This window comes from Niallia nealsonii, from assembly GCF_002835805.1.
Taxonomy (GTDB): Bacteria; Bacillota; Bacilli; order Bacillales; family Cytobacillaceae; genus Niallia; species Niallia nealsonii.
In genome coordinates this window covers 15,818-42,056 of the sequence record NZ_PISE01000044.1, presented here as the reverse complement: position 1 = coordinate 42,056, position 26,239 = coordinate 15,818, and the positions used below count along the sequence as shown (strand labels likewise).

Below are 26,239 nucleotides of genomic sequence, written 5' to 3'. Positions count from 1 at the left end.
GTGATAAAGGTGGCATTTTCAACGGCAGATGGGGAGTCAATAAATACGCATTTTGGCTATTCCGCTGCATTTGATATATATGAAATTACAAAAGGAAGATATGAAAAGCTTGCTACAAGGGTGATAATTAACGAGGAAAATAATAATGAAAGTGATCGAATAGAAGAAAGGTTAAATCTTATAATCGATTGTACTCTATTATTTATAACACAAATAGGACCAACTGCTGCGGCACGTGTCACAAGAAATAAAATTATGCCGGTTAAGGTTAAAGAGGATACCTTAATTAAAGAGCAGTTAGACAAGCTTTTAAAAATGCTTCAAACTAATCCTCCGCTTTGGCTTGTAAAAGCAATGAATGACCGAACAAAAGAGGAAGAGCATCTACAAAGCTAATAGATGAGGAGGGGGCAGATGAGTCCTTCAATTACTGAAAACAATAATATTGATGCATATAATCGATACAGCAGACAATTAAAACTTTTAGGAACAGAGGGGCAACAAAAGTTAAAAAATGCTGCTGTTTTTATTGCCGGTATCGGTGGCTTAGGTGGGACAGCGGCCATCTATTTAGCTGCTGCAGGAATAGGGAAATTAATAATAGCGCATGAGGGAAATATTATTCTTCCAGATTTAAATAGACAAATTTTAATGGACAGTAAAAAAATAGGCGAAGAACGGGTACAATGCGCGGTTGAAAGCTTAAAAAAAATTAATCCTGAAGTGAAAATTGAAGCATATTCTCAAAGAATACATTATGAAACTTCTTATCCATTAGTAAGTGCAGCGGATATAGTGGTAGATGCACGCTACGATTTTCCTGAAAGATATGCATTAAATAAATTATGCGTTGATATAGGCAAACCGATGATAGAAGCAGCCATGTCAGGGTTTGAAATTTCAATTACAACAATAAAACCTAATGAAACAGCTTGTTTAGCTTGTATTTTCCCAGAGAGAGATAAAAAATGGAAGCCTTTTGGATTTCCCGTTTTAGGCGCAACTTCAGGTATAGCTGGATGTATGGCAGCATTGGAAGTTATTAAAGTTTTAACAGGAATAGGCGAACCATATTACAATAAATTATATCATTTTGATTCATTGCAATTTCAATCTGCAGCATTTTCTTTAAAGCGTAATCCATTTTGTAAACATTGTGCAAATAAAGGGGAGGGAGCATATGCCTAAAAAAACATTACAAAATTTGTATGATGCAGAAGATTTTTTTGATTATTACCATGTGCCCTATCATCTGGAAATATTAAATCTTTCTAGAATGCATATACTGAAGACTTTTCAAAATCTACTGCAAAAAGAAGGTTATTTTGATGCTGATTCTTCTGATAAAGAGGTGTGGAATATTCAAAGGGCATTATTATTTCGAGCATATCATGAATTTGTAAAACCATCTCCGGCAAGACAAAAATTTTTTCCAACCTTTTATGAAAGAAATGGAACCTTTTACGCTTTTGATCAAATAAGCAACAAAGGAGTTGAGAAGTCGTAATGCAATTTACGGAGGAAGCAGCGAAAGAATTATTAGAATATATAGATAATAATTGTAATATGCAAGGTATTCGAATCATAGCGGTTTCGATTGAAGAAAATATACACTACCAAATATATTGGGAAAAAGAACAATTTCCCGATGATGAAGTGATTATTCAAAATGGATTAAAAATATTTTTGGATTTCAAAACAAGTGAAGTATTAAAAGAACAAATGATCTTTTATACAGAAAAGGATGGAAAAAAAGGGTTGTTTATCATGAAATCTATCTCAGATTGTTCTACTTGTTCAACAGTATGCTTTTAAACATTAACTAGAAAGGGGGAGGCAAGTGGACAATATTAAATTTTGTGATACTACATTAAGAGATGGGGAGCAGGCAGCGGGAGTAAACTTTTCTAGTGAAGAAAAAAGACAAATAGCAAAATTATTGGCTAAGGCTGGTATAGAGCAGGCGGAAATTGGAACTCCGGCAATGGGAAAAGCAGAACAGCAGGTTATTTATTCAATAGTGGAGATGAATTTGCCTATACAATTAATAACTTGGAATCGTGCTGTTAAAAAAGATATTGATGCTTCTAGGGAGGCAGGAGCAAATTGGGTACATATTTCGATACCTATTTCTGATATTCATATATATCATAAATTAAGATTAAATAGAAATGAAATTAAATTGCTTATTCAAGATATAGTAGCATACGCAAAAGTATTTGATTTGCTTGTTTCTGTGGGCTTTGAGGATGCTTCTCGAGCAAGTCTCTCTTTTTTAATTGATCTAATAAATAGTCTATATAGAGAAGGGGTAAAAAGATTTCGATATGCAGATACTGTATCAGTACTTAACCCGATGTTGGCACAGATAAATATTCAAAGAATAATTAAAGAATGCCCAGCAGATATAGAATTAGAAATTCATTGTCATAATGATTTTGGATTGGCATCTGCAAATACACTTTCTGCTCTATTTGCTGGTGCAAAATGGGCCAGTACGACAATTATTGGCATAGGAGAAAGAGCTGGAAATGCTTCTTTAGAGGAAGTGGCGATGGGCTGGCGTCATCTTTATAATGGAAAAATAAATGTAAAAACAGAGTATTTTCATAGATTAGCGGCATTAGTTAGTGATGCATCAGGTTTAAAGATTCCTGATAATAAGGCAATTATTGGTTCTATGGTTTATACACATGAATCGGGTATTCATGTTGATGGTTTGCTTAAACATTTGGAAACATATCAAACCTTTGATCCAAAGGAAGTAGGCAGAGCACATCACTTTATAGTAGGAAAACATTCAGGTATCAGTTCAATTGCCTATTTGCTTAAACAAGAAGGTATTAATATAGATAAACAGCAAGGAAAAAAATTAATAGATTATGTAAGAAAAGTAACAAGTGAAACGAAACGAGTAATAGAAGTAGACGATTTAAAGAAATTAATAGGAGGATTTCATGCATAAAAGGATGACGAATTGTCATCCTTTTTGTTGTGTTCCCCTATAAAAAATAAAAGTTAAGTTAATCATTGACATTGATAATCATTATCATTTATAGTCTTTATATAAATAATATAAATTCTCCATTATAGAGGTGTTTTTATGAAGGTATTGATAGGTTTTGCCAGTATGTCCGGAAATACAGAAGAAATTATGCTTATTCTTAAAGAAATATTAGAAGAGAAAAATTGTCATGTTGAGGTAATGGAAATGGATACAATAGCAGTTTCTTCACTGACAACATATAATTTACTTTTATTAGGAAGCTATACATGGGGCGACGGAGATTTGCCTTATGAAATAGAAGATTTTTATGAGGAATTAGAAACGATTATGTTAGCAGGAGTACCTGCAGCTTGTTTTGGATCAGGCGATACAGATTATCCTGAATTTTGCAGGGCAATAGAACTAATAGCTGATAGGTTAAAAGAAAGAGGAGCAGATGTTTTTAGCGATTTATTAAAAATAGAGCTAAGCCCTGATACGGATGAAGCAGTAGAGGAATGTAAACAATTTGCTCATTCTGTTTATAATTGGGCTAAATTGAAGGAAGAAACTGATGTTTACTAAAGGTGCTACTGCTGTTGTAAGTTTATCAACAGGTTGTTTTATTTTTTCGATAAAAGATAGAGGGATATATTCCTTTATCAATGGAGAATGGAAGCTAAAGTATCCACTTTCTTACTCCATTTATCATTTTAAAGTAATTGGCAACTATTTATTTGGGGTGGGGGAACATGGAAAAATCATTCGATATAATCAAAAAAATGATAGTTGGGTAGAATCAGCTTTTCCAACTTCACAAAGGCTATGGGGAATTACAGGAAATGATTATGGACTGATAGTGACACATGCTGGTTCATATTTATTTTTTTCAGAAAATTACGGAAAAACATGGAGAACGATACAGCCCTTTCAACATTTAAAAAAAAAGCCTATTATTCGTTCGCTCGCTATAGAGGAAAATACTGTTTATATCGGAACACAAATCCACAAAGAAAATGGGGGATTGTGGGAATATAATCTAGATACGAACTGTTTAATAAGGATCAAAGAAGAGAACGCCACAATGATATCTTCCATTTATATAGATAAACAAATGATTTGTATTGCAAAAGGAGCTTGTTCAACATTTAACGGATGTGTGGAAGTGAATAAAAGGATTGGAAAAACCTTTTCTAATTGGAAGAAATTTGCACAGACGATAAATGAACATGCCTTCTTAGATGTATTCATTTCTGAAGGGAAAATATTTGCTTGTTCTAGTAAAGATAAATATGGATATTCAAGAGTTTATTATGGCGACTATTTAAAAAATGAAATGATTCCCTTTGATACTATCCGAGGTCATTGTTTTGGGGGAGTATATGTAAATGAAGATTTAATGTTCGCGGGTTCCGAAGAAAGTAAATGGATTCAACTAAAATCAAATAATACGAAAAAGATACATTAAAAGGGGAGGGATATTTTTGTGGAAATAGCTGTTATTTATGCAACTATGTCTGGAAATACAGAAGCAATTGCTGATTGTATTGTAGAAGGATTACATAGGAAAAATTATTCAGCAGACATAATGGAAATACCGGATATCTATACGATGGAGCAGGTTAAGAATTATGATCTGGTATATCTAGGATTGTATACATGGGGAGAGGGGGATTTTCCAGAGGAGTGTCTCGATATGGTGGATGGTTTACAAGGTGAGCGGTGGGACGGCAAGCATTTTGCTTTGTTTGGATCAGGTGACAGAAGTTATGAACACTTCTGTGGAGCACTAGATCGCTTAAAGGAGATTCTAATAAATCGTGGAGCCATTGTTGTAGCAGAACCTCTTCGAATAGAAATGGCTCCAGATAAAGAAGAGGAGGAGGAGATTTTCGAGTATGTCAAGGAAACATTGAAAGGCGCAAAAATAAGCAATAAGGTGTAAGTTCAAATAGAGGATTCGCCTCTGCAAAACGTTCGCTCTTTTTGCCACTCCCCTTTTTTGCGATGCTCATTACCTAAATAAGGGTAAGGCTGCTCCTCGAAAAGGGGAATTCCTACGGTAGTTATAATTTTTCATTCAGCCTGAATTTTCACGTTGGAAATTTTTCCACACTCTGTCTCTTCATTATTTAATGAAGAGGTTTTTCTTTTTATGGTAGAGGATATAGTGTGAATAATATGAATATCATATGGAGAAGAAAGGGAGTTGTGGAAAAATGACAGAAAAAATCGAATTAGTATTAGATGCAAAGGCAGAGCTAGGTGAAGGTCCATGTTGGGATGCGAGAACCGGAATACTTTACTGGGTGGATATTGAAGGGGAAAAAGTTTGTGCATTTAACCCAACAACAGGTGAAAATAAAGAAATAGTACTGGATCAACAAGTCAGTGCCGTTGTTCCAACTTTAAATAAGGATAAGCTAATTGTGGCGCTGGAAAAGGGCTTGTTTTATTTGCAAGAACAAACAGAAGAGCTTCAATTAATAACAGAAATAGAGAGGAATTTGCCTGATAATCGAACAAATGACGGAAAATGTGATGCATATGGCCGATTTTGGATTGGTACGATGAACAAAAAGGAAGAGAAAGAACAAGGAGCATTGTATTGTCTAGATACGAACGGAGAATTTACTAAGAAATTAGACAATATTAGTACTTCCAACGGTTTAGCATGGGATAAAAATAATAACTATATGTATTATATTGATACACCAACACAAAAGGTACTTCGTTATGAGTTCGCCCTTGATACGGCTATATTAGGAAAAGCAGTGGAAGTAGTTGATTTTTCTGATGAAGAAGGGTTTCCTGACGGTATGACGATAGATCAGGAGGGAATGCTTTGGATTGCACATTGGGGTGGTTCGAAGGTATCTAGGTGGAATCCTAATACAAACAAGAAATTAGAAGATATCGAATTGCCAGTTTTAAATGTTACATCTTGCACGTTTGGAGGGGGGAATTTGCAAGAGTTGTATATTACAACAGCAAGAACAGGTATGAGTGAGGAGCAGTTAGAGAAGTATCCATTGTCAGGTGGATTATTTAAAGCAACTACAAAAGTAGCAGGTATGCAATCTGCTTTTGTAGCAGACAGTATATAAGAAAACGCGGGAAAAATAGTTTTATTTTCTAGTCAGCTTTTTTCAAAATATCCCCCACTAAAATCAACCGATTTTTCATGTGAATAAGTACTTTTGCTTCTTATCTCTTAAGGGATAATTATAAAAAATATGTAAATAATAGAGTACAGGTGATTACTTTTTAGTGGGGGGTTTATTTATGCACGATTCAAATGTAAAGCTTACTTCATCGGAAATAGCTTGTATTTGGACTTCTTATATGAATAACAGCATGTCTGTATGTATATTAAGTCATATGAAAAAACATATAGAAGATTCAGAAATAAAAGCAGTTATTGATCTAGCTTTAACCATTTCTATAAAGCAAGTAGATCATCTGGCTACCATATTTAAGAAGGATACATATGAAAAACCATACGGATTTTCCAAAAATGATGTAAATTTAGAAGCTCCTGCGTTATTTACAGATACGTTTTGTTTATTTTATATAAATCATATGGCAAAGGCGGGTCTTCTAGCATTTAGTGGACTTCTTTCCATGAGCGTGCGGGAAGATATCGTTGAAATATTCACAAATGGGCTTGCTGATACTTCTAAATTATTTAGAAAAAGCACAAGTTTACTTATAAGCAAGGGTTTAATAGTTCGTTCCCCCTATATTCTTGTACCGAAAACAAAAGATTATGTGGATAGTAATAGCTATTTAAGTGGATTTCATTTTTTTCATAAAAAACGTCCACTAAATTCTATTGAAATTTCCCATCTATTTATGAATACACAAACAAATAATGTAGGATCTAAAATTAGTTTGGCATTTGCTCAAACATCTGCCAACAAAGATGTACAGCAATTTATGATGCAAGGAAAGGAAATAGCCCAAAAGCATATAAAAATCTTTATGAATACTCTATTGGAAGAGAATTTGCAAAGTCCAATGTCAGCTGATATAGGAATAACAAACTCTACTATCCCAACTTTTTCAGATAAACTGATAATGTTTCATATGAGTTTATTAAGTGCAGCTGGAATAGGAAATTATTCAGCAGCAGCAGGGGCAAGCCAAAGAAGCGATTTGGCCATAAACTATGAACGTTTATCCTTTGAGATAGCTCAATATGCTAAAGGTGGAGCAGATCTTATGATAAAAAACAGTTGGTTAGAACAACCGCCAGGAATATTAGACCGAACTACATTGGTTAAAAATAAAAAAAGCGAGTTCCATTAAAAGTAATATAAAATAAAAAAAGATTACATAGCTTTTTTTTAGAAAGCGGAATGTTTTTATAATTGACAGGCTAAAAAACGGTTGCTTTGTTTGATTGAAAATTTGCAATCGTTTTTTGTTTGCAAAATGCGATTAAGTTGTTTCTATTTCATTATTTAAGCCATTTAGATTTTAAGAGAATAATGATAAGATATTTGTAGAGTACTAGATTTATAAATAGGAAAATGACTTTTTTATAGGGAGATAATGGAATGCCATATTTGTTGCTACTGTTAACGAGCTTTTTATTTGGAGGGAATTTTGTACTTGGAAAATCTCTTGTAGGTCATGCTTCTCCCATGACTTTAACAAGTTTAAGATGGATTATTGGAGTGTTGACGCTGCTTCCAATTGTATGGTGGAAAGAAAAAAAACTATATCCTCCAAAGGAAGCAATACTACCATTGATTTTAATGGGAGCGACAGGGGTTTTTATTTTTAATCTTCTACAATTTTTTGCATTAGAAAAAACATCGGCAACAAATGTAGGATTAATCTCAACGTTAAATACCATTTCTATTGCTGTATGCTCTTTTCTTTTTTTAAAGGAAAAGATTAATATTCTACAGATGGGATCAATGTTTTTATCTTTTTCAGGAGTGCTATTAGTACTGACAAAAGGCAATCTTTTTTCCTTATTATCCTTTCAGTTTAATATAGGAGATTTATATATGATTGGTGCAGTATGTATTTGGGGAATATATTCTATCTGCAGCAAATGGGCAATGAGTTATGATGTAAGTCCGCTAATGTCGACTTTATATTCTGGCTTATTTGGAATTATGCTGATGTTTCCTTTTAATTTTGCTGATTTTGAAATTATTGATGTAAATAGAAAATTCATTCAATCCATTTTATATTTAGGAATAGTTTCAACAGTAGTATGTATGGTATTGTGGAATATCGGTGTACAGAAATTAGGTGCAACAACAAGCGGAGTTTTTTTAAACTTCAATCCAATTTTTACTGCCGTTCTTGCTTTTTTATTTTTAGGAGAGAAGATGACCTGGATACAAGGCGTTGGCAGTGCAGTGGTAATAGCGGGCTGTTATCTTTTTACATATTTTCATAAGAGACAAATAAAAGTTAATTCTAATCCTAATCCTCAAAATCTCTAAAGGAAACACTTATCATAAGAAGAAATGAGCGTTTTAAACTTAAAAAGGCTTGGAATAATTATTAAAAATGAAAATAAGTATAGAAGGTAAGTGTAAAAGCAGGAGGGTAGGATATATTCATCATAGAAGGAGGAGTTGCAATTTGAGCATTTCGGCATTAAAGAAAGAAGCAAGGTTATCATTAAAAGGATATTGGGGTCTTGGGGTAGCAGTGACATTTATCGTATTTCTTATCAATGCAGGTTTGCCTCTCGTTTTTGAAATCCCTTTAAGTGGCGGTTTTACTAATTGGGTGATGCAAGACACAGATCAAACCCCTCTTGCTGCATCCCTTGTCAGCTTACTGATAAGTATTATTTTAATTCCTTTAGGAATAGGCGTCATATGGTTTTACGTGAATTTAGTAAGAGGCAGTCTTCCGAAGTTAGAAGAAATATTTTTTGTCTATAAAGATTGGAAAGTCTTTTTAAAGCTGATATGGGTATCTATTGTGCAAGGGATTTTTGTATTTTTATGGTCTTTATTATTACTTATTCCTGGAATTATAAAAGGATTAGCTTATTCTCAAACATTTTACCTATTAAAAGACCATCCTGAATATACTGTTTTGGAAGCAATAACGGAAAGCAGAAAAAGAATGGTTGGATACAAGTGGAAATATTTTTTGCTGCAACTTAGTTTTATTGGTTGGGGAATATTGTGTTTAATCTCATTAGGAATTGGTTTTTTATGGTTCGTACCTTATTACAGTGCAACTATGGCAGCATTTTATAATGAAATTATCGCTGATAAAAAGGATGAAGAAAAAGAACTTCTTTAATCTGAAGAAAAGGCGGATATCCATACAAGGATTATCCGTCTTTTTAGTATATTTTGTAAAATAAAGCAATGGGTTTTTCCTATTCTTATATTTGTTGTATGATTAACATAGTGCAAAAAAAGTATAGAATAGGATGTTGTAATTATGGAGAACCAAGCATATAGAGTGTTGCTTTATTATAAATATGTAACAATTGAGAATCCCGAAGAATTTACAATGGAGCATTTAGCTTTTTGTAAAGAATTAGGATTGCTAGGGAGAATTCTAGTTTCCAAGGAAGGGATTAATGGAACTGTTTCAGGAACATTTGAGCAGACAGAACAATATATGGACGCACTAAGAGAAGATCCTCGTTTTTATGATACTATCTTTAAAATAGATGAGGCGGAAGGTCATGCCTTTAAAAAAATGCATGTAAAGTATAAAAAAGAGCTAGTAAATCTAAGCTTAGAGGAAGATATTGATCCATTACAATTAACAGGAAAACATTTAAAGCCGATAGAATTTTTTGAGCAGCTGCAGGATCCAGACACAGTAGTAATTGATGCCCGAAATGATTATGAGTTCGATTTAGGACATTTTCGAGGAGCAATTAAACCAGAGATAGAAACATTTCGAGAATTGCCGCAATGGATTCAAGAAAATAAAGAGATGTTGGAAGGCAAAAAAATCTTAACTTATTGTACAGGTGGAGTGCGCTGCGAAAAATTCTCAGGATGGTTAATAAGAGAAGGGTTTGAAGATGTATCACAGTTAGATGGTGGAATTGTAACTTATGGAAAAGATCCAGAGATACAAGGAAAACTATGGGATGGGCAATGCTATGTGTTCGATGAAAGAATTAGTGTACCAGTAAACAGAGTGGAACATGTTGTTGTTGGAAAAGATATTTTTACAGGAGAGCCTTGTGAACGTTATGTTAACTGTGCAAATCCAGAATGCAATAGAAAAATGCTTTGTTTACCGGAAAATGAGGAGAAATATATGAAAAGCTGCAGTCATGAGTGTCGTACACATCCATGGAATTTATATGTGAAGGCAAATGATATGACTCCAGAAGAAGTAGCAAAGAGAGTCGCTGCATTAGAAGAAGAAAGCCATGTCATTTAAAAAAGGTTGTAGCTTTTCCGCTGTTATCAGGGGAAAAGCTACAACCCTTTTTGCTGTATACGAATTTTTTAAAGCTCGATAGTTTCCCCAACATGAAGTACTTTACCTTTTAATCCATGTTCCTTTAGTTTACTGATGAACGCTTCCACGTCTTGTTGAATGATTGGAAATGTATTGTAGTGGATAGGAATAATGAGTTTAGCATTATACCATTTGGCAGCCTGCAAAGCATCTCCTGGACCCATTGTGAAATGGTCGCCGATTGGAATAAAAGCAATATCAATAGAATGTCTTTCACCGATCATTTTCATGTCACTAAAAAGCCCTGTATCCCCGGCATGAAGAATGGTTTTACCTTCTGCTTCAATAATAAAGCCGCCTGGCATTCCGCCATATAAAATTTGTTGATTCTCTTCATCAATAATTCCAGAACTATGAAAAGCATGTGTCATTTTTGCAGTCGCAAATTCTAAATCAAGCGTGCCTCCTATATTCATGCCAATGGTTTCTACTCCTTTCCATGACATGTAGGCAGCTAATTCAGGGTTTGCGACAATTGGAGCGTTATTTGCTTTTGCGATTGGGGCAGCATCTAAAATATGATCCATATGGGCATGAGTCAACAAAACTGCATCTACTTTAATATCTTCTGCCGTTATTGTCGCAGCATCATTTCCGCTAATAAATGGATCAATAATTAGGGATTTGCTGGTAGTGGAAATTTGGATGGTCGATTGGCCATGGTAAGTAATTTTCATAAAGATCCTCTCCTTCATTATTAAAAGATATCGTCCCGCGTTTTAGACATTATTACAATATACCCTTAGAGCAATCATCTTAATCGAGGTGAATAAAAGATTTATCTCTCCTTTGATCTTATGAGGGATTATTTGAAAAAATAGAGATTTAGGTTAAATACCTGTTTTTATTTGATTAAGGACAGCCTGTAAAAATATATATTTAATCAGCATGAAAATAAATAGAATAGAAGGTATATATGCAGCAGGAAGTGAATAAATAAGTAGTAAATATTTTGGTGAAGGGAGAAGATGCATGGAACGGACAAAAATTCCACTAAATTATGCTATTATGATTGAACAGATCAGAAATCAGGGATATTTTAATCGGGAAATTTTGAAAGCGCTTCAAAAAAGAGATAAAATCTTTTTAGCCAATTGTGGAAGAGGGATGCCAGATTGGGATACTTTGATTAACTATTATCAAAGTAATCCACAGAAAATAGAACAAGTAATAGCAGGGAAATATGAAATAGTGTTTTTTACAAAAGGAACGTTAAAAAAATGGCTTCGCTTGAAATTTCATTTAGCAGAAAGAATAGATTATATGGATGCCGGCATTATTTTAATGAATATACTTCTTCCCAATGAAGATTTTATACTGTTGAAAAACATGCTTGCGAAAAATTGGGAAATAAGCAATATAGAAAAGGTAGATAACCAGGTAAAGTTTAATATTGTATTAGCAAACAAACTGGAGCAGTAATTATATAGTTGTTGAAAAGTGGTCATTTATTAATGATCGCTTTTTTTGTTAATTTATAATATTTACAAACATTTACCATTCCTTCATTTTTTCTCAACGTTCACTACATAAATTCAGAATATACTAATAAACAAGGTTGGCCACTACATTAACCATATCTACGAGGTGAGCATGATGAGCGGGGACAAGAGATTTAATATTTTTCATGAATATTCCATTGTTCAAGGATCCCAGGTTTTGATTTCTAAACAAGTTGAATATTACTTATGGGTGAAAAGAATACTAGATTTTCTTTTAGCATCACTTGGCATAATTATTGCAGCTCCTATTGTTGTATTATTTGCGGTTTTAATTGTGTTAGAAACACCTGGATCTCCCTTCTATATACAACAAAGGGTAGGAAGAAAGGGAGAGTATTTTTATTTAATCAAGCTCCGTTCCATGAAATTAGATGCGGAAAAAGACGGTGCAAAATGGGCAGAGGCAAATGATCCTAGAGTTACTAAAATAGGGAGTTTTATCCGTAAAACAAGGATTGATGAACTGCCGCAGCTGCTTTGTGTTTTAAAAGGAGATATGTCTATTATTGGACCAAGACCAGAAAGGCCATGTTTTACAGCGAAGTTTGATAGAGAAATAGCTGGATTTTCTAATAGATTGGCAGTAAAACCAGGCTTAACTGGATTGGCACAAGTTAATGGCGGATATAATATTACGCCAAAAGAGAAGCTGAAATACGATTTAGAGTACATATCTAATTTGAAGTTTTCTTTGGAAATGAAAATCTTGGCTAAAACTGTAAAAGTCATTTTAACAGGAGAAGGTGCTCGTTGATTGATCCCGATAAAGGCACAAATTATAAATGGTGCTAAATGGTCTAGTTTTTCTACCATTATTATTACTATTACACAAATCATTCAGTTTTTGCTCCTTGGAAATAGTTTAACTGTCCAAGAGTTTGGGATGGTTGGCATGTTTACAACAATGATTATTTTTGCACAGATTATTTTAGATCTTGGAATAGGCTCTGCTGTTATTCAAAAGGAAAAGCTGTCCAATAGGCAACTATCCACATTATTTTGGATAAATATCTTTTTTGGAATTTTTCTTTTTTTTGCTTTGCAGCTAGGAAGCCCTTTAATTGCATCATTTTTTCATGAAAAGGAATTAATTAAAGGGATAAGTCTATTAGCCTGGTTGTTTTTATTTGCTCCAATGGGTCAACAAGCACAATATTTACTGCAAAAAGAGTTAAGATTTCAGACGATTGGAAAAATAGAAACCGTATCTGTCCTCCTTAGTTTTCTGCTGCTTTTTGTTTTCTTGTTTAAGAGCAGCGTAGAGCCCATTATCGCTTATGTAGCATCACAAGTTATTTTATATTCCTTAAAAGGTTTTTTATATTATGTGTGCTACAGAAAGATATGGAAACCAGCATTTATTTTTGATTTGAGCTGCTGTAAAGAGATTTTTTCATTTGGGATATATCAATTGTTGTCTAGGCTTGTTAATCGAATCGGAGGGAATTTAGACGTTATTTTAATAGGGAAATTTATGGGGATGGAAGCACTAGGAATTTATAGTCTTGTCTATCAAATTGTGACAATCCCTGTTTTGAAGATTAATCCTATTATCACTAGGGTTGCTTTTCCTGTATTTTCTAAGGTGCAGCATGATAATGCTCAATTAACAGATGGTTTTATATATATGACGAAAATGATTGCATTTATTACTTTTCCTTTGTTAATTGGTTTACTTGCCCTTTCTGATTTATTTATTGCATTAATGTTTGGAAAAGAGTGGATGGATGCTGTACCTATTTTAAAAATAATGCTTGTAGTAGGAATTTTGCGAGTATTGATGAATCCAAATGGGAGTATCATTCTTGCAAAAGGTAAAGCAAATCTAGCATTTTATTGGGATGCTATTTTCATGGTTATATATGGAGTTGCCTTATTTTTAGCTGTTTTATCAGAGCATTTAATAGTAGTTGCATGGACATATGCTGCAGTTAGTCTCATTAATTTTATATTAGGAAGATGGCTGTTAGACAGACTGATTAATTTAAAATGGAGCCTTTATATGAAAAGCATTCTTACTCCTTTTCTATTAGCAGTTTTTATTACACTGGTTGCTTTTTTTATCAAAACAATCACAAGTTTTTATCTTTCCAGCGCTACTGTGCTATCGCTCGCTATCGCAGTAAGTGCCATCGTATATTTTCTGCTTTTAAAAAAATTTCTTCTTAATAAAAAAGGAACATCTTTTTTAAATTAAATGAAAGGAGAGAATGAGGATGAAAGTTTTATGGGTTACAAGTGCATATCCAAGCGATAAACAGCCAGGTAATGGAGTATTCCATGAAACACAAGTACAGGAATTAAAAAAACAGGGTATAGAGGTGACTGTTATTTGTCCAGTTCCGTATCATTCGCCAATTCTGCGTTTATTAAAAAAGAAGTATCAGCTAACTCCCACATCTTCTATATATGAAAGAAATGGGATAACCGTCTATAGTCCCAAATATACAGCTTATCCTGGGCAGCTTAGATGGTCACAGCCTGATCAAAGAATAGCGAAGGCAGTTTTAGCTGCTATTAAAGAAAACAATCTGACATTTGATTTGCTTCATGCTCATTTCGCGATGCCATCAGGAGGAGCTTGCAGAAGGGTAGCTAAAGAGATAAAAAAGCCCTGGGTATTGACGCTGCATGGTAGTGATGTTCATATTTATCCAAGCTTTAGCAAAGGAGCAGAAAAAATTTTCTGCAAGACGGTTCTATCAGCAGATAAGGTAATCACAGTGGGAAAAAACTTGGCAGATAAAGCGAAAGATAAGACAGGAAGAGATAGTATTGTTTTGCCTATAGGAATTGATTTAAGCAAATTTAGTCATCCCCTTATTTCGAAAAGGCATGTGAAAAAACAGCTCAATCTCCCAGAAGATAAGAAAATCATAATTTTTGTAGGCAGATTAGTAAAAGAAAAAGGAATATTTGAATTAGCAGAAAGTCTTGCTTATTTGGCTAAAGATACAGTTGTTTTCTTTATCGGCGATGGCCCAGGAGGAGAAGGTTTAAAGCAGCATCCTATGTATAACAAGCAATTGTTTTTATTAGGGCAGATGGAAAATGAAAGAATAGTAGATTATATGTATGCCAGCGATATCTTTGCATTGCCTTCTTATTCTGAAGGTATGCCAACCGTTATTATAGAAGCAATTTCGCTGAAAATACCGGTTGTTTGTACAAGGGTGGGCGGTGTTCCTGATTTATTTGGAAAATATAAGGATAAATTAATTGAGCCGAAATCAGTAAAGAGCTTAGCAGTAAGATTAAATGAATATTTAACAAAACAAGAAGTGGCTAGTACATTATGTGAAGAGCTATATGAACATGTACAAAAACATTACGGGGCAAAAAAAAATGCAGAGCGGCTAATAGATCACTATGCATCCTTGATTTCATCTGGAGAAAAAGAAACTCGAGTATTAGAAGAGCCATCGATTATTACAGGATAATCTATCCTCTAATATTGGATTTTTAATAAGGAAATGGGCCCCTGCAAATGATAAAAAATTCTAAGAAAAAGATAGGAACATTAGGAGGATGAAAAAATGAGTAAAGTGGTTGTGACAGGTGGAGCAGGATTTATCGGATCACATATTGCAGAGGAGTTAGTTCAAGCAGGATATGAAGTCATTGTCATAGATAATTTTTCAACAGGCCATTACTCCAATATAGCGCATCTTCCTATAGAGATTTATGAATATGATATTACTAACCCTGCCATTATTGATTTTATTGCCGGACTTGAGCCAGCGTATATTATTCATCAGGCAGCGCAAGTAAGTGTAGCTGAATCTGTTTATGATATTTTGCATGATGAAAATGTCAATGTAAAAGGTTCCCTTCATATTATTAAAGCTGCAGTAAAAGCTTCTGTACAAAAACTAGTATTTGCTTCATCTGCGGCTGTTTATGGCAATCCATTGGAGCTTCCTGTGACTGTGGAGCACCCAACCTTGCCTGAGTCGCCATATGGATTGACAAAATTAACAGTAGAGAAGTATTTAAAAATGGCCAATAAGTTTTATCAATTGTCTTATGGAATCCTTCGATACAGCAATGTTTATGGTCCAAGGCAGGATGCAAAGGGAGAAGGCGGAGTGGTTTCTATTTTTTCTGAAAAAATCCAAACCAATAATCTTTTGCATATTTATGGAGATGGTGAACAAACAAGAGACTTTATTTATGTAAAGGATGTAGCGCGGGCGAATATTAAAGCTTTAGAGATAACGGAAAATCTTTGTGTGAACATTTCCTCTAACACAAAGATTACCATTAATGATTTATGGAGAAAAATGAAAAAAGCAGCCGATATAGAGAGGCTAGAAATTAAGTATGAAAGAGAAAGAGCTGGTGATATTCGCCACAGCATTCTTTGCAATCAACAGGCAATGAAACTGCTAAATTGGACGCCAGAGACACAGTTAGAGAATGGGTTAAAAGAGACCCTATTGTTTGCTACTAATAATCTTTTGCAAGAATTAAAGTAATAGAAAGGAAATAAAAGGAATGGAAAGCAATCGATTGGCACGTCAGGCGATAGGTACATCCGTTTTCCTTTATGCAATAATATTTTTCTCATTTCTATTATTGCAATTGGATATTAAATGGGTTTTTATACTATCCATCATATGGGGTGCGCTGATTTTAATGACCATTTATCCAATATTTTCAATAAAAGAATCGATAAAAGGTTTGATGTATTTATTAGTAGCTGCCACCTTTCTTAATCAGTCGGTATTTAGCATAAACATTGATTTTTTTCAGTTGTTTTTGTATCGATTGCTGCTACTCGCCACAGCTGCTCTGTATTTTTTTTATGGAGTGAAGAGAAAATGGATCATAAAGGATATTTATCATTTTCCATTAAAGGGAGTGTGGCTGTTTTTCTGTATTTGGCTTGTTTATGGATGTATATCCATTCTTTGGGCGAAGTCTTTTGCAGCGGCTATTAAATATATGCTGTTGCTGGCAGTCGGTATACTTTTTGTTTATTTGGCTAATGTGATTTTAACAAGAATATCTCATCTTTTGATTATGTATGGAATTTGGCTAGGGATGACCTCCATTTTACTAATGCTAGGGTTAGTTAATTATTATGGACATATTCAATTGCCTAGCTCTGGTCTTTTTGGAGGGGAGGCATATAAGCAATCTTATCCGACAGCTGTATTTTTTAATCAAAACGACTTTGCTGCTTTTTTATCTATTTCTTTCTTTTTTTATCTTGCAGTGGCTAAAAATTGCAGCAAAAAATGGGGCAGAAATAGTGCATTACTTCTTTCATGTATATCTGTGTATCTAATTTATTTAACGGAATCTAGAGCAAGTATTTTGGCGATAATAGTTGGGATAATTTCTTATATTTTTATCCTTGCAAATAAAAAAATAAAAACCATAATCCTGACCTTTTTCATCATTAGCGGCATCGCGGGTGTTTTTATTGCACTGCCGAAAATAGCTTATACAATCCATCAATGGACTATTATGTCTTCGATATATGAACAAAATAACGCGCTGCCGTCTAATCTTGCTCGAATGAATTTATTAAAAAATACTTTTTATTATGTTATGGATACATATGGATTAGGTGTCGGAGCAGGTAATATTCCTTATTATCTGGAGAGATATGCTATTTTTCCAACAGGTGGGGTATTCCAAGTGCATAATTGGTTAGCAGAAATAGCTGGCAATTTCGGCATTTTCATTTTATTAGGCTATATAGGAATGCTATTTTACTTAAGTCTATCTTTGTACAGAATTTATACAGAATTTCATCATACAACATATAAAATGCTGATTGAAAGCTGTCTTGTTGGAATGATCGTATTTTTAGTTTCGAGTATTAGTCCAAGTTCTGTTATTAATCTGTATTTCCATTGGGTTTTCTTAGGATTTGTTACTTCTACTGTAGCTGTCTTTAAAAAAATGAGACAAAAAGGGATAAGGAGCTTCTGAAATGAAGGAATTTTATAGAAGAGTAGCAGCCCGCATAAAAAGAAGATGGTGGGTTTGTGCAGCTATTATTCTAATTTTAGGAATAATTGGGCCAGTGATGCCTTTTGGGAAGGAAGAACAAAGTTATTCTGCAGAAGCAGCAGTAAAACTAGGAAGCTATGAAAATAATTCTTTTAATGATCCGAAGCAAGTAATCCAACTGCTGACAAGTACAGCTTTTTATGATGATCACTTGGAGGAAGATTGGTTTGCGGAAAATAGCAATTCTTTAACAATCAAAAGTGCTAGCGATAATACAATTTATTTTATCTATAGAGGGTCTTCAAAAGCAGAAGCAGCACAATCATTAAAAAAAATAACCACAGCCTTTTTAGCTGTAGATAATACTCAATTTAACCTAAAAAGAAAGATTATTCAAAAGAATATCGATGCGTTGGAAACATTGGAAACAAGTTCAGATACTTCTGTAGATAAACAGCGTTTTTTATATGAATTAGAAACGAGTCAGCTAGCGATTAAGCCTGCTACATTAGTAAAAGATGTTTCACTTATAGAAAATGCTAGAACATTAACAGCTAAAGAAATAGCCATAGTAGGGGTAATTTTAGGCGTGATGTTTAGTATCTTAATGATAGTGGCTCCAGAATATATAAGAAATTATCCCCAGATAACGAGGTGAGTGGTTTATGGCCTATATGAAGGATCATATATCTATTATTATGCCAGCCTATAATGCTAGAAAATATATTAGGGAAAGCATTTTATCTGTTTTAGATCAAACATACCCCAACTGGGAATTGATTATTGTAGACGATTGTTCAACAGATGAAACACCACAGCTATTAAGGGATATGGAAAAAAGAGATGCAAGAATCCGAGTGTTTTATGAAAAAGAAAACAAAGGAGCAGCTGTTGCGAGAAATAAAGCGCTGCAGCAGGCAAGAGGGCAGTTTATTGCCTTTTTGGACAGTGATGATTGCTGGAAAAGAAATAAACTTGCAGTGCAGATTGCTTTTATGAAGCAATATGACGCCGCTTTTACTTTTACAGCGTATGAGTATATTTCAAAAGAAGGAATTCCTTTAAGAAAAAAGGTAAGTGCACCGATAGAAGTAACTTATCAGGATTTACTAAAAAATACGATTGTAGGCTGTTTAACTGTGATGATTAATCGAGAACAAACAGGAGATATACAGATGCCGACTATTCGTACGAGACAAGACTTGGCGACATGGCTTGGTATTTTAAAAAAAGGCTACAAAGCTTACGGAATAAATGAAGTGCTTGCGGAATACAGAGTAGGAAATGACTCGATTTCCGCAAATAAATGGAAAGCAGCTCAAAAAACATGGTTTGTTTATAGAGAAATAGAAAGACTGAATTTGCTTAAGGCGACATGGTGTTTTTCTCATTATGCCTTTTATGCAGTTAGGAAAAGATTATAAAGCGAAGCGAAATTAGGTGAATAGATTGAAAAGCATTTACGTAATTGTGGCAACAAATGAATGGGGAGAAGACATGCTCCGTTATCGAAGACATCGTTTAGCAGAATTTTTGCAGCATCAGCAAAACACCGAAGAAGTGATTTGGTTATGTCCTACACCTAGCTCAGAAACTGGAGAAATAGAAAAACTGCCTAATGATATTCTACAGTGGCCGATAGCAGATGCTGGAGAAAATAAGATATTCCGATTTAGCCGTTTTTTGTCTATTTTTTATAAAAAGAAAATGAAAACACTGCTAACTTATTTATTTAATAAAAAGGAAAAGTATCAGTTCCATCTCTGGTATACATATCCAGCTTATTCTGATTTAGCAGAGTTGTTTCCATGGAATAAGATTATCTATGATTGCAGCGATTTATGGTCTGCCCCAATAAATGGGGCTTCTTCCATCATTTCAACTGCTAGACAAAAACTTATCTATTCCAGTGAAGAGAAGATTATACAAAAGGCTGATTATATCGTATGTTCTTCCTTGTATTTATATGAAAAAATAGTAGAGCGTGCCCCAGAGAAAAAAAAGACAATTTATACCTATGAAAATGGTGTGGAATTTGATCTGTTTCAAACGCAAGAAAAAGCAAGTGGATTGCTTCCAGTTCATGTAAAGGGACCAGTATTTGGCTATATTGGAGGGATAAAACCAAAACTCGACTTTGCGTTAATCCATCAGGTTGCCAAACAAAAAAAAGAATGGTTCTTTTTATTTATTGGCCCAGACAGTACAAATCAATGCAATGATTTTCAACAATTGATTAAAGAAAAGAATGTATTATGGATTGGAAGTGTTCCTCCCCATCTTGTTCCAATGTATATGAATACAATTGATATAGGAATTATGCCATATAAGCCATCTTATTATAATAAAGCCATTTTTCCCCTTAAACTATTTGAATTCCTTGCAGCGGGAAAAGGTGTGATAGGAGTTAATTTACCATCAACTATTCAGTATAAAGAGATTGGCATATATAGTTATATGGACGGAAAGGACAGCAAAACATTTATTCAAGAATGTGAGAAGATGGTTAATCAGCTAAACAACCCTTTATTAATAAAAAGAAGAATAGAACTCGCTCAAAAACAAGACTGGAATAGCATCTTTTCAGTTATGGTAGAGAAAATAGCGAAATAGAGCAATCTTTAGATGATTGCTTCAGAGTTGTAGACAAAGTCAAAAACAAACACTTTCAGGCTGATTGAAAACGTCTGCCTTTCGAGGCGTGAAGCCTTGAGAGGAGCGGAGTTACCGTATGCGGGTAATGAGATCCGAACAAGGCGAGCAACGAAGAAAGCGGGCGTTTGTCGACAGCCTGGAGCAATCTTTAGATGATTGCTTTTTTTAGTGTTTTCTCCAAGTATCCGTTATTTTGTATGCAGACAACAATACGCTATAATAGCTTCAGTTATATAGTAATGACTTTTATTGTGCATCTGTGAACAAATAGACATAATTATAGACAGCAAAACCAGGAAGAAAATGAGATAATGGCCATATAATAATTAAATCTGAGGTGGATTCATTGAAAAGAATCATCGTTGTAGGTGGAGGGATAACGGGGTTATCTACCATGTATTATCTACAAAAAATAAAAATAGAACATCAATTGGACCTAGAACTTGTACTAATAGAGGGAGAGGAGGATCTTGGCGGCAAAATCTATTCTGTTGCTAAGGGGAATTTTATTATGGAAATAGGCGCAGACTCTATTGTTGCAAGAAATAAAAATGTATTGCCCTTTGTAAAAGAACTGAACCTTGAAGGTGAGCTTTGCTATAATGCAACAGGAATATCTTATATTCATACAAAAGAAAAGCTATTGCAAATCCCGAAAGATTCAGTTTTTGGAATACCAATGAGTATGGAATCATTGTTTTCTAGTGAGCTTGTTTCTTTAAAGGGAAAAATAGAAGCATTAAAAGATATTTTTAAAAAGAATAAAAGTTTTACAAAAGAAACATCTATTGGGGAGTTTCTGGAATATTTTTTCGGAAAAGAACTAGTGGAAAAACAGATAGCTCCTGTGCTTGCTGGCGTTTATTCAGGAAGTCTGAATTCATTGACAATGGCGTCTACCTTGCCTTACCTGCTGGACTATAAAGAAGAATATGGCAGTATTATACAAGGTTTAGCTAAAAATAAAAGTACTTTTCAATCTGCAGCTAATAAAAAGTTTATTTCCTTTAAAAATGGATTGTCCACGCTTATAGATCGATTGGAAGCAGTATTGACAGAAGTAACGATATTAAAAGGGACTAATGTAAATAAAATTAACAAGGCAAATGGGACATACACATTAGCTTTTGACAATGGTGAAATGCTAGAAGCAGCTTCTATTATTTTGACCACTCCTCATGATGTTTCACAGCGACTATTAAATAATCAAGAGCTGGATCAGACTTTTGATAAATTAGAGAATTCCTCTAATATTACTATGTATTTAGCATATGATATTCAAGATAAGGTACTCCCTAAAGATGGAACTGGATTTATTGTTGCTTCCGATAGTGATTTGGTTTGTGATGCTTGCACATGGACAAGTAGGAAGTGGAAGCATACATCGAAAAAGAATCAATTGTTATTAAGAGTATTTTATAAAAAATCAAATCCAGCATTTAATCACTTAAATAGTCTTACAGAAGAAGAATTAGTTGAGGTAGCAGTAGAAGATATAAAAAAAAGCTTAGGCATTGATGAAAAGCCTAAAAGTTTTGAGGTTACGAAATGGAATAATTTAATGCCTGTTTATTCTTTGCATCATAAGGAAGCAGTTGATGATCTTACAGTTAAACTCAATTCTCTGTATCCTGATGTAATATTGGCAGGCTGCTCTTATTACGGTGTGGGAATAGCTGCTTGCATTGCAAATGGAGAGGAGACAGCAAAAAAGGTGGGGAATAGGCTGCTGCAAAATGTAAAGTAAGATAAAAATGGTTAGGCATAAAAATTAAAATATATGTCTAACCATTTTTATCTAATGCTAATTTTTTTGTTGTTCGTCTTTTTAGACCCAATGTGACAATAATTAAAATAAAGGCCAATACATAAGTGGTAAAAGCAATAGGAATATGATTAGCTCCATTTTTAATGCCTATAGCAATAAAGGACCAGACAATAACGAGAGGAAAAATCCAATCATGCTGAATAATTCGAAATCCAATGCCTATTATGGTGGCAATCAATAATAAAAGAATGGCCCATAAATTATCGGAAAGAGAAAATTGATCCCAAGAAATATATTTTAAGTAATAACTAATATTAACAATAGCTGCAACGGTTATCCATCCTAAGTAAATGGAAACATGAGCATATGCTAAAAAGTGGCCAGTAACTTTTCTGCTTTTTTTATATAAAAGAAATAAAGTAATCCATAAAAAAAGAATGAATAACACTGAAAAGAAAAAAAGTTCATAATGCCAAACGATTATCCAAAAGCTATTTAATAGACAACTTACTATAAATAAGAAGCTGGTTTCTGTGTATTCAGGAGAATTTCGTCGGCTTCTAAAAAATCCTCTTAAAATCCATATTCCTAGCAATATGTATATGAATCCCCAAATCATAAATGCATAGGAAGCTGGTGTAATAAGAACATCTATTTTATTGGATATTTCAGCTGTTGTTTGCCCATTTATAGGAATAATATTTGCTAGTACATTGATTAGAACCATAATAAGAAAGAAAGTTAGATGGATAAATAACTGTTTCATTTTGTTCCTCCTGCCCTTTAGATACCAATATATAGAATAAATAGGTAACTCTTTAATACTTTCCCCAATAGAAAAACTATTAAACAGCAGACAAATAGCAAGTAAAATGGGAAAATGTAACTATTTTAAAAATCTAGTAAGGTCTGTTAGGCCGTATTATAATAAAAAGAAGGATTATTTGTATATTCGCATATGATGAATTGGGGCATTGATATATGGATCAGTTTTTACAATCTTATATTGCTTTAATGTGTACTGCAGGTGCACTTCAAGTAATTTTAGCAATTATTGCTTTTCATAATAGACATGTCTTTGAAGGAACAAAAACATTTGTATGGCTATCTGTATTTTCTGCTATTTATTCATTTGGACATGCTATTGAATTAACAAGTACAACAATTGATGGAATTATGTTTTGGGTTATTTTTCAATATTTAGGAATGCCTTTTTCTGCACCCGCAACGCTTATTCTTGTGCTGCAGTATATAAATCTGGATAAATTAGTGAATAAGAGAACATTGCCTTTGTTTTACCTCATTCCTGCCATTTCTTTTTTACTTATTGCCACAAATCATCTTCATTATTTGTTTTATAAAACAGTTGGAATAAAATATGTTATGGGTGCTCCTTTATTAGATATGACGGTTGGGCAATGGTATGTTATCCATGGCAGCTATACTTTTGGAACATTATTTATTGGGGCAGTTCTGCTTATTGGTTATTGGATTAAAACAAAATCAAAGAATTGGAAACAAGTACTTACATTAATAATAGGAATCATTTCACCAATCACAGCATCGTTTTTATATTTAATGGGACTGACACCAAGAGGCATAGATCCAGTTCCTATCGTAATGCTATTTACTTCCATGCTCTATTTATGGGCGATTCTATCTACTCATTGGCTAAAAGTGACTCCGATAGCAAAAGAGAATATTTTTGAAAGTATGAGTGATGGGGTTATTGTGGTCGATTTGTTAAACAAAGTTGTTGAGTTCAACTCAATAGCGGGTGAATTATATACATCATTAAAAGAAGGATTCAATTTAAATGAATTAAAAGGTTTAGATAAAAAAATCAGCTCCTTAGTAATAAACAGAAGCAGCGAGTCTATTACAACAGAAACGGCTATTTATTTGCATAACGAATTAAAGTATTTTCAAGTGAAAATTTCTCCTGTATTAAAACATGGTGGAGAAAAAGTAGGAAATATTATTGTTTTTATGGATATTACAGAGAGAGCTAAACTGCAAATTCAATTAAAAGAATTGGCTTATAAAGATGGCTTAACGGGAATATATAATCGGAGTTATTTTTATAAACAAGCTGAAAAGCTGACTATTGCTTCTATGGAATCGGAGAAAGCGGTCTCTTTTATTTTATTTGATATTGATCATTTTAAACAGATTAATGATAATTATGGCCACGCTTATGGGGATGAAGCGATTAAACATGTTGTATCCATAGCGAAAAAAGCTCTTGGAGATAAGGGGATAGTTGGCCGTTATGGCGGAGAAGAATTTGTGCTTTGTTTGCCAGGTTTTTCTATAGAAGCAGGAGGTATTTTTGCTAATATGCTGCGGTCTGATATAGAAAAAAAGGCATTAAATATAGGTTTAGATACGATTAATATTACAGTAAGCTTGGGAGTTACTGTGCTAAAAAATAAAGAGGAGTTCCATACGGTGGATGAATTAATAGTAAGAGCAGATAGGGCATTATACAGCGCTAAAAACAATGGCAGAAATGCAGTCTATATCGAAGAGGATAATCAAATAAGAGAATACTTTTTCTTAGCAGCCAGATAACATCCATTAAAATACAAAAATCTATTTCAATAGGAAAAACACCGAAGAGCCACGGCTCTTCGGTGTTTTTCGAATTATTTAGTTAATGCTTCCACCGTTTCGTCAATAGTCTTTTCATTGGCAATATATCCTGTAATCGTCCAGTTGCTTGGGTCTTTCATTTGATGAATATTGCCAGCTTTAACTGCAGGCAGTCCTTTCCATACAGAGCTAGCTTGTAATGTTTTTAATCCAGTTTCTGTCTCTTTGCTGACAAGGATAATATGGTCTGCATCAAGTTCCGCAATTTTTTCAAGAGAAATTGGATTCCAAGTAGCTTCCGCAGCAGGAAGACTTGCAACAAATTCAGGTGCTTTAATGCCTAAATCTCCGTATACTGCATTTCCGCTATGACGATCTTGCTCTACTAAATAGTAAGCATCGCCAATTACCCAAAGAATAGCAACCGTTTCATCTCCGATAGCATCATGAATAGCTGTTTTTGCTTCCTCAGCTTTTTTATCATATTCTGCTAGTTTTTCTGTTGCTGTATCTTCTTTATCCACTATTTTGGCAACCGATTTTAATGCTTTGCGCCAATCTTTGCTATCTTCTTCCGTTAAAACAAAAGGAGTAGTGATTTTTTTGTATTTTTCAATATCTCCATCTGGAACAGCTGATGGAGAGCTGAATATTAGAAGGTCTGGATTTGCATTGACAACTTGCTCAACTGGCAGATTCCATTCAATCTTTGGAACATCTTTTAGTTGTGGCTGAAGGTATTGAATAACGGAATCGCCAATTGCCCATTGGTATGCCGGTGTAATTCCTAGTGTTAAAAGAGCATCTTCAGAATATGGAGCGACAATCTTAGTTAATTTTGCTGGGATTGTTACATCACCATTTGCATCTTGAACAACTCTTTCTTTATTTTCTGTATCTTTTTTATCAGAATTAGTATCAGTGTTTTTACCACAAGCACTCACTATTAATAAAACTAATAATGTAGTTAAAAGCAGGATATACCGATTTTTAGGACGTTTAAACATGGTGTTCCTCCTATGTAGTCATATTAATGATAATGATAATCATTTAAAAAAATATGTCAATAATATTTTAGTGTGATAAAGAATAGTTGGTCATACGGTGAACAGTATTGCTGTAAATGTTTTTTAATCTTATAATAAAAATAAATGAAAATCATTATCAGATATTATCGATTTTAGAGCTAATGTCTTTATTTATCACACATTAACGGGCTTTTGCCCTTCACCTAAGGGCTAATTAGAGAAGAAGAGAGATTTAGGTGAGAAATTGCTGAGTAAAAGT

General features: G+C 33.8%; 27 protein-coding genes. 24 read left to right on the top strand and 3 right to left on the bottom strand.

Annotated features, from left to right (window positions below; genetic code table 11):
- The 13 genes from nifX (at window position 1) to trhO (ending at window position 10,384) form a co-directional block, all read left to right on the top strand.
- On the top strand, window positions 1-396 hold the full coding sequence (gene nifX, locus CWS01_RS17905; RefSeq protein WP_235852106.1) for a nitrogen fixation protein NifX: 396 nt from the start codon (window positions 1-3) through the stop codon (window positions 394-396).
- A gap of 18 nt (window positions 397-414) precedes the next feature.
- A complete protein-coding gene (locus tag CWS01_RS17900) occupies window positions 415-1,188 on the top strand; it encodes a HesA/MoeB/ThiF family protein (RefSeq protein ID WP_101178547.1) in 774 nt (257 codons plus the stop codon).
- Window positions 1,181-1,507, top strand: a complete 327-nt coding sequence (locus CWS01_RS17895; RefSeq protein WP_101178545.1) for a nitrogenase-stabilizing/protective protein NifW — start codon at window positions 1,181-1,183, stop codon at window positions 1,505-1,507. The genes CWS01_RS17900 and CWS01_RS17895 overlap by 8 nt, the downstream gene beginning before the upstream one ends.
- Window positions 1,507-1,815: a hypothetical protein gene (locus tag CWS01_RS17890; protein WP_101178543.1), complete on the top strand. Its 309-nt coding sequence runs from the start codon at window positions 1,507-1,509 to the stop codon at window positions 1,813-1,815. The genes CWS01_RS17895 and CWS01_RS17890 overlap by 1 nt, the downstream gene beginning before the upstream one ends.
- A 25-nt stretch (window positions 1,816-1,840) precedes the next feature.
- Window positions 1,841-2,965 carry a homocitrate synthase/isopropylmalate synthase family protein gene (locus CWS01_RS17885; protein WP_101178541.1) on the top strand — a complete coding sequence of 375 codons (1,125 nt, stop codon included), beginning with the start codon at window positions 1,841-1,843 and terminating at the stop codon, window positions 2,963-2,965.
- A 138-nt stretch (window positions 2,966-3,103) separates the two neighbouring features.
- A complete protein-coding gene (locus CWS01_RS17880; RefSeq protein WP_101178539.1) occupies window positions 3,104-3,571 on the top strand; it encodes a flavodoxin in 468 nt (155 codons plus the stop codon).
- Window positions 3,561-4,454, top strand: a complete 894-nt coding sequence (locus CWS01_RS17875; protein ID WP_101178538.1) for a beta propeller repeat protein — start codon at window positions 3,561-3,563, stop codon at window positions 4,452-4,454. The genes CWS01_RS17880 and CWS01_RS17875 overlap by 11 nt, the downstream gene beginning before the upstream one ends.
- An 18-nt stretch (window positions 4,455-4,472) precedes the next feature.
- Entirely contained in the window at window positions 4,473-4,931 is a 459-nt protein-coding gene (locus tag CWS01_RS17870) for a flavodoxin (protein WP_101178537.1), read from the top strand.
- A 274-nt stretch (window positions 4,932-5,205) separates the two neighbouring features.
- Complete coding sequence (locus CWS01_RS17865; RefSeq protein ID WP_101178536.1) at window positions 5,206-6,093, top strand: SMP-30/gluconolactonase/LRE family protein; 888 nt, start codon at window positions 5,206-5,208, stop codon at window positions 6,091-6,093.
- Between the two features lie 178 nt (window positions 6,094-6,271).
- A complete protein-coding gene (locus tag CWS01_RS17860; RefSeq protein ID WP_101178535.1) occupies window positions 6,272-7,297 on the top strand; it encodes a DUF3231 family protein in 1,026 nt (341 codons plus the stop codon).
- 251 nt (window positions 7,298-7,548) lie between these two features.
- Entirely contained in the window at window positions 7,549-8,454 is a 906-nt protein-coding gene (locus CWS01_RS17855) for a DMT family transporter (protein WP_101178534.1), read from the top strand.
- Window positions 8,455-8,596: 142 nt separating this feature from the next.
- A complete protein-coding gene (locus CWS01_RS17850; protein ID WP_101178533.1) occupies window positions 8,597-9,274 on the top strand; it encodes a DUF975 family protein in 678 nt (225 codons plus the stop codon).
- Between the two features lie 144 nt (window positions 9,275-9,418).
- A complete protein-coding gene (trhO, locus tag CWS01_RS17845; RefSeq protein ID WP_101178532.1) occupies window positions 9,419-10,384 on the top strand; it encodes an oxygen-dependent tRNA uridine(34) hydroxylase TrhO in 966 nt (321 codons plus the stop codon).
- A 68-nt stretch (window positions 10,385-10,452) separates the two neighbouring features.
- Here trhO and CWS01_RS17840 read toward each other — a convergent pair whose 3' ends face one another.
- The gene (locus tag CWS01_RS17840; protein ID WP_101178531.1) at window positions 10,453-11,142 is read right to left on the bottom strand and encodes a metal-dependent hydrolase; all 690 of its coding nucleotides are present in this window, start codon (window positions 11,140-11,142) and stop codon (window positions 10,453-10,455) included.
- A 295-nt stretch (window positions 11,143-11,437) separates the two neighbouring features.
- Between CWS01_RS17840 and CWS01_RS17835 the strand changes: the two genes are divergently transcribed.
- The 10 genes from CWS01_RS17835 (at window position 11,438) to CWS01_RS17790 (ending at window position 22,336) form a co-directional block, all read left to right on the top strand.
- Window positions 11,438-11,887 (top strand): hypothetical protein, encoded by a 450-nt coding sequence (locus tag CWS01_RS17835; RefSeq protein WP_101178530.1) that lies wholly within the window; start codon window positions 11,438-11,440, stop codon window positions 11,885-11,887.
- 174 nt (window positions 11,888-12,061) lie between these two features.
- Window positions 12,062-12,721 carry a sugar transferase gene (locus CWS01_RS17830; RefSeq protein ID WP_101178529.1) on the top strand — a complete coding sequence of 220 codons (660 nt, stop codon included), beginning with the start codon at window positions 12,062-12,064 and terminating at the stop codon, window positions 12,719-12,721.
- Window positions 12,722-14,164 (top strand): teichuronic acid biosynthesis protein TuaB, encoded by a 1,443-nt coding sequence (gene tuaB, locus CWS01_RS17825; protein WP_101178528.1) that lies wholly within the window; start codon window positions 12,722-12,724, stop codon window positions 14,162-14,164.
- A 19-nt stretch (window positions 14,165-14,183) separates the two neighbouring features.
- Complete coding sequence (gene tuaC / locus CWS01_RS17820; RefSeq protein ID WP_101178527.1) at window positions 14,184-15,407, top strand: teichuronic acid biosynthesis protein TuaC; 1,224 nt, start codon at window positions 14,184-14,186, stop codon at window positions 15,405-15,407.
- Between the two features lie 96 nt (window positions 15,408-15,503).
- Entirely contained in the window at window positions 15,504-16,445 is a 942-nt protein-coding gene (locus CWS01_RS17815; RefSeq protein WP_101178526.1) for an NAD-dependent epimerase/dehydratase family protein, read from the top strand.
- A 19-nt stretch (window positions 16,446-16,464) separates the two neighbouring features.
- A complete protein-coding gene (gene tuaE, locus CWS01_RS17810; RefSeq protein ID WP_101178525.1) occupies window positions 16,465-17,913 on the top strand; it encodes a teichuronic acid biosynthesis protein TuaE in 1,449 nt (482 codons plus the stop codon).
- Between the two features lies 1 nt (window position 17,914).
- A complete protein-coding gene (locus tag CWS01_RS17805) occupies window positions 17,915-18,592 on the top strand; it encodes a hypothetical protein (protein ID WP_101178524.1) in 678 nt (225 codons plus the stop codon).
- Window positions 18,593-18,599: 7 nt separating this feature from the next.
- Window positions 18,600-19,358, top strand: coding sequence for a teichuronic acid biosynthesis protein TuaG (gene tuaG, locus CWS01_RS17800; protein WP_407938583.1), 759 nt, complete (start codon window positions 18,600-18,602; stop codon window positions 19,356-19,358).
- 25 nt (window positions 19,359-19,383) lie between these two features.
- Complete coding sequence (gene tuaH / locus CWS01_RS17795; protein ID WP_101178523.1) at window positions 19,384-20,547, top strand: teichuronic acid biosynthesis protein TuaH; 1,164 nt, start codon at window positions 19,384-19,386, stop codon at window positions 20,545-20,547.
- A gap of 388 nt (window positions 20,548-20,935) precedes the next feature.
- A complete protein-coding gene (locus CWS01_RS17790; protein WP_101178522.1) occupies window positions 20,936-22,336 on the top strand; it encodes a protoporphyrinogen oxidase in 1,401 nt (466 codons plus the stop codon).
- A gap of 37 nt (window positions 22,337-22,373) precedes the next feature.
- Here the strand turns inward: CWS01_RS17790 and CWS01_RS17785 are convergent, their stop codons facing one another.
- On the bottom strand, window positions 22,374-23,123 hold the full coding sequence (locus CWS01_RS17785) for a TspO/MBR family protein (protein WP_193603794.1): 750 nt from the start codon (window positions 23,121-23,123) through the stop codon (window positions 22,374-22,376).
- A 215-nt stretch (window positions 23,124-23,338) separates the two neighbouring features.
- On the opposite strand from CWS01_RS17785, the gene CWS01_RS17780 reads away from it, so the two are divergent.
- Window positions 23,339-24,931, top strand: coding sequence for a histidine kinase N-terminal 7TM domain-containing diguanylate cyclase (locus tag CWS01_RS17780; RefSeq protein ID WP_101178521.1), 1,593 nt, complete (start codon window positions 23,339-23,341; stop codon window positions 24,929-24,931).
- A gap of 74 nt (window positions 24,932-25,005) precedes the next feature.
- On the opposite strand, the gene CWS01_RS17775 is transcribed toward CWS01_RS17780, so the two are convergent.
- On the bottom strand, window positions 25,006-25,959 hold the full coding sequence (locus CWS01_RS17775) for an ABC transporter substrate-binding protein (protein WP_101178520.1): 954 nt from the start codon (window positions 25,957-25,959) through the stop codon (window positions 25,006-25,008).
- Between the last annotated feature and the right edge of the window lie 280 nt (window positions 25,960-26,239).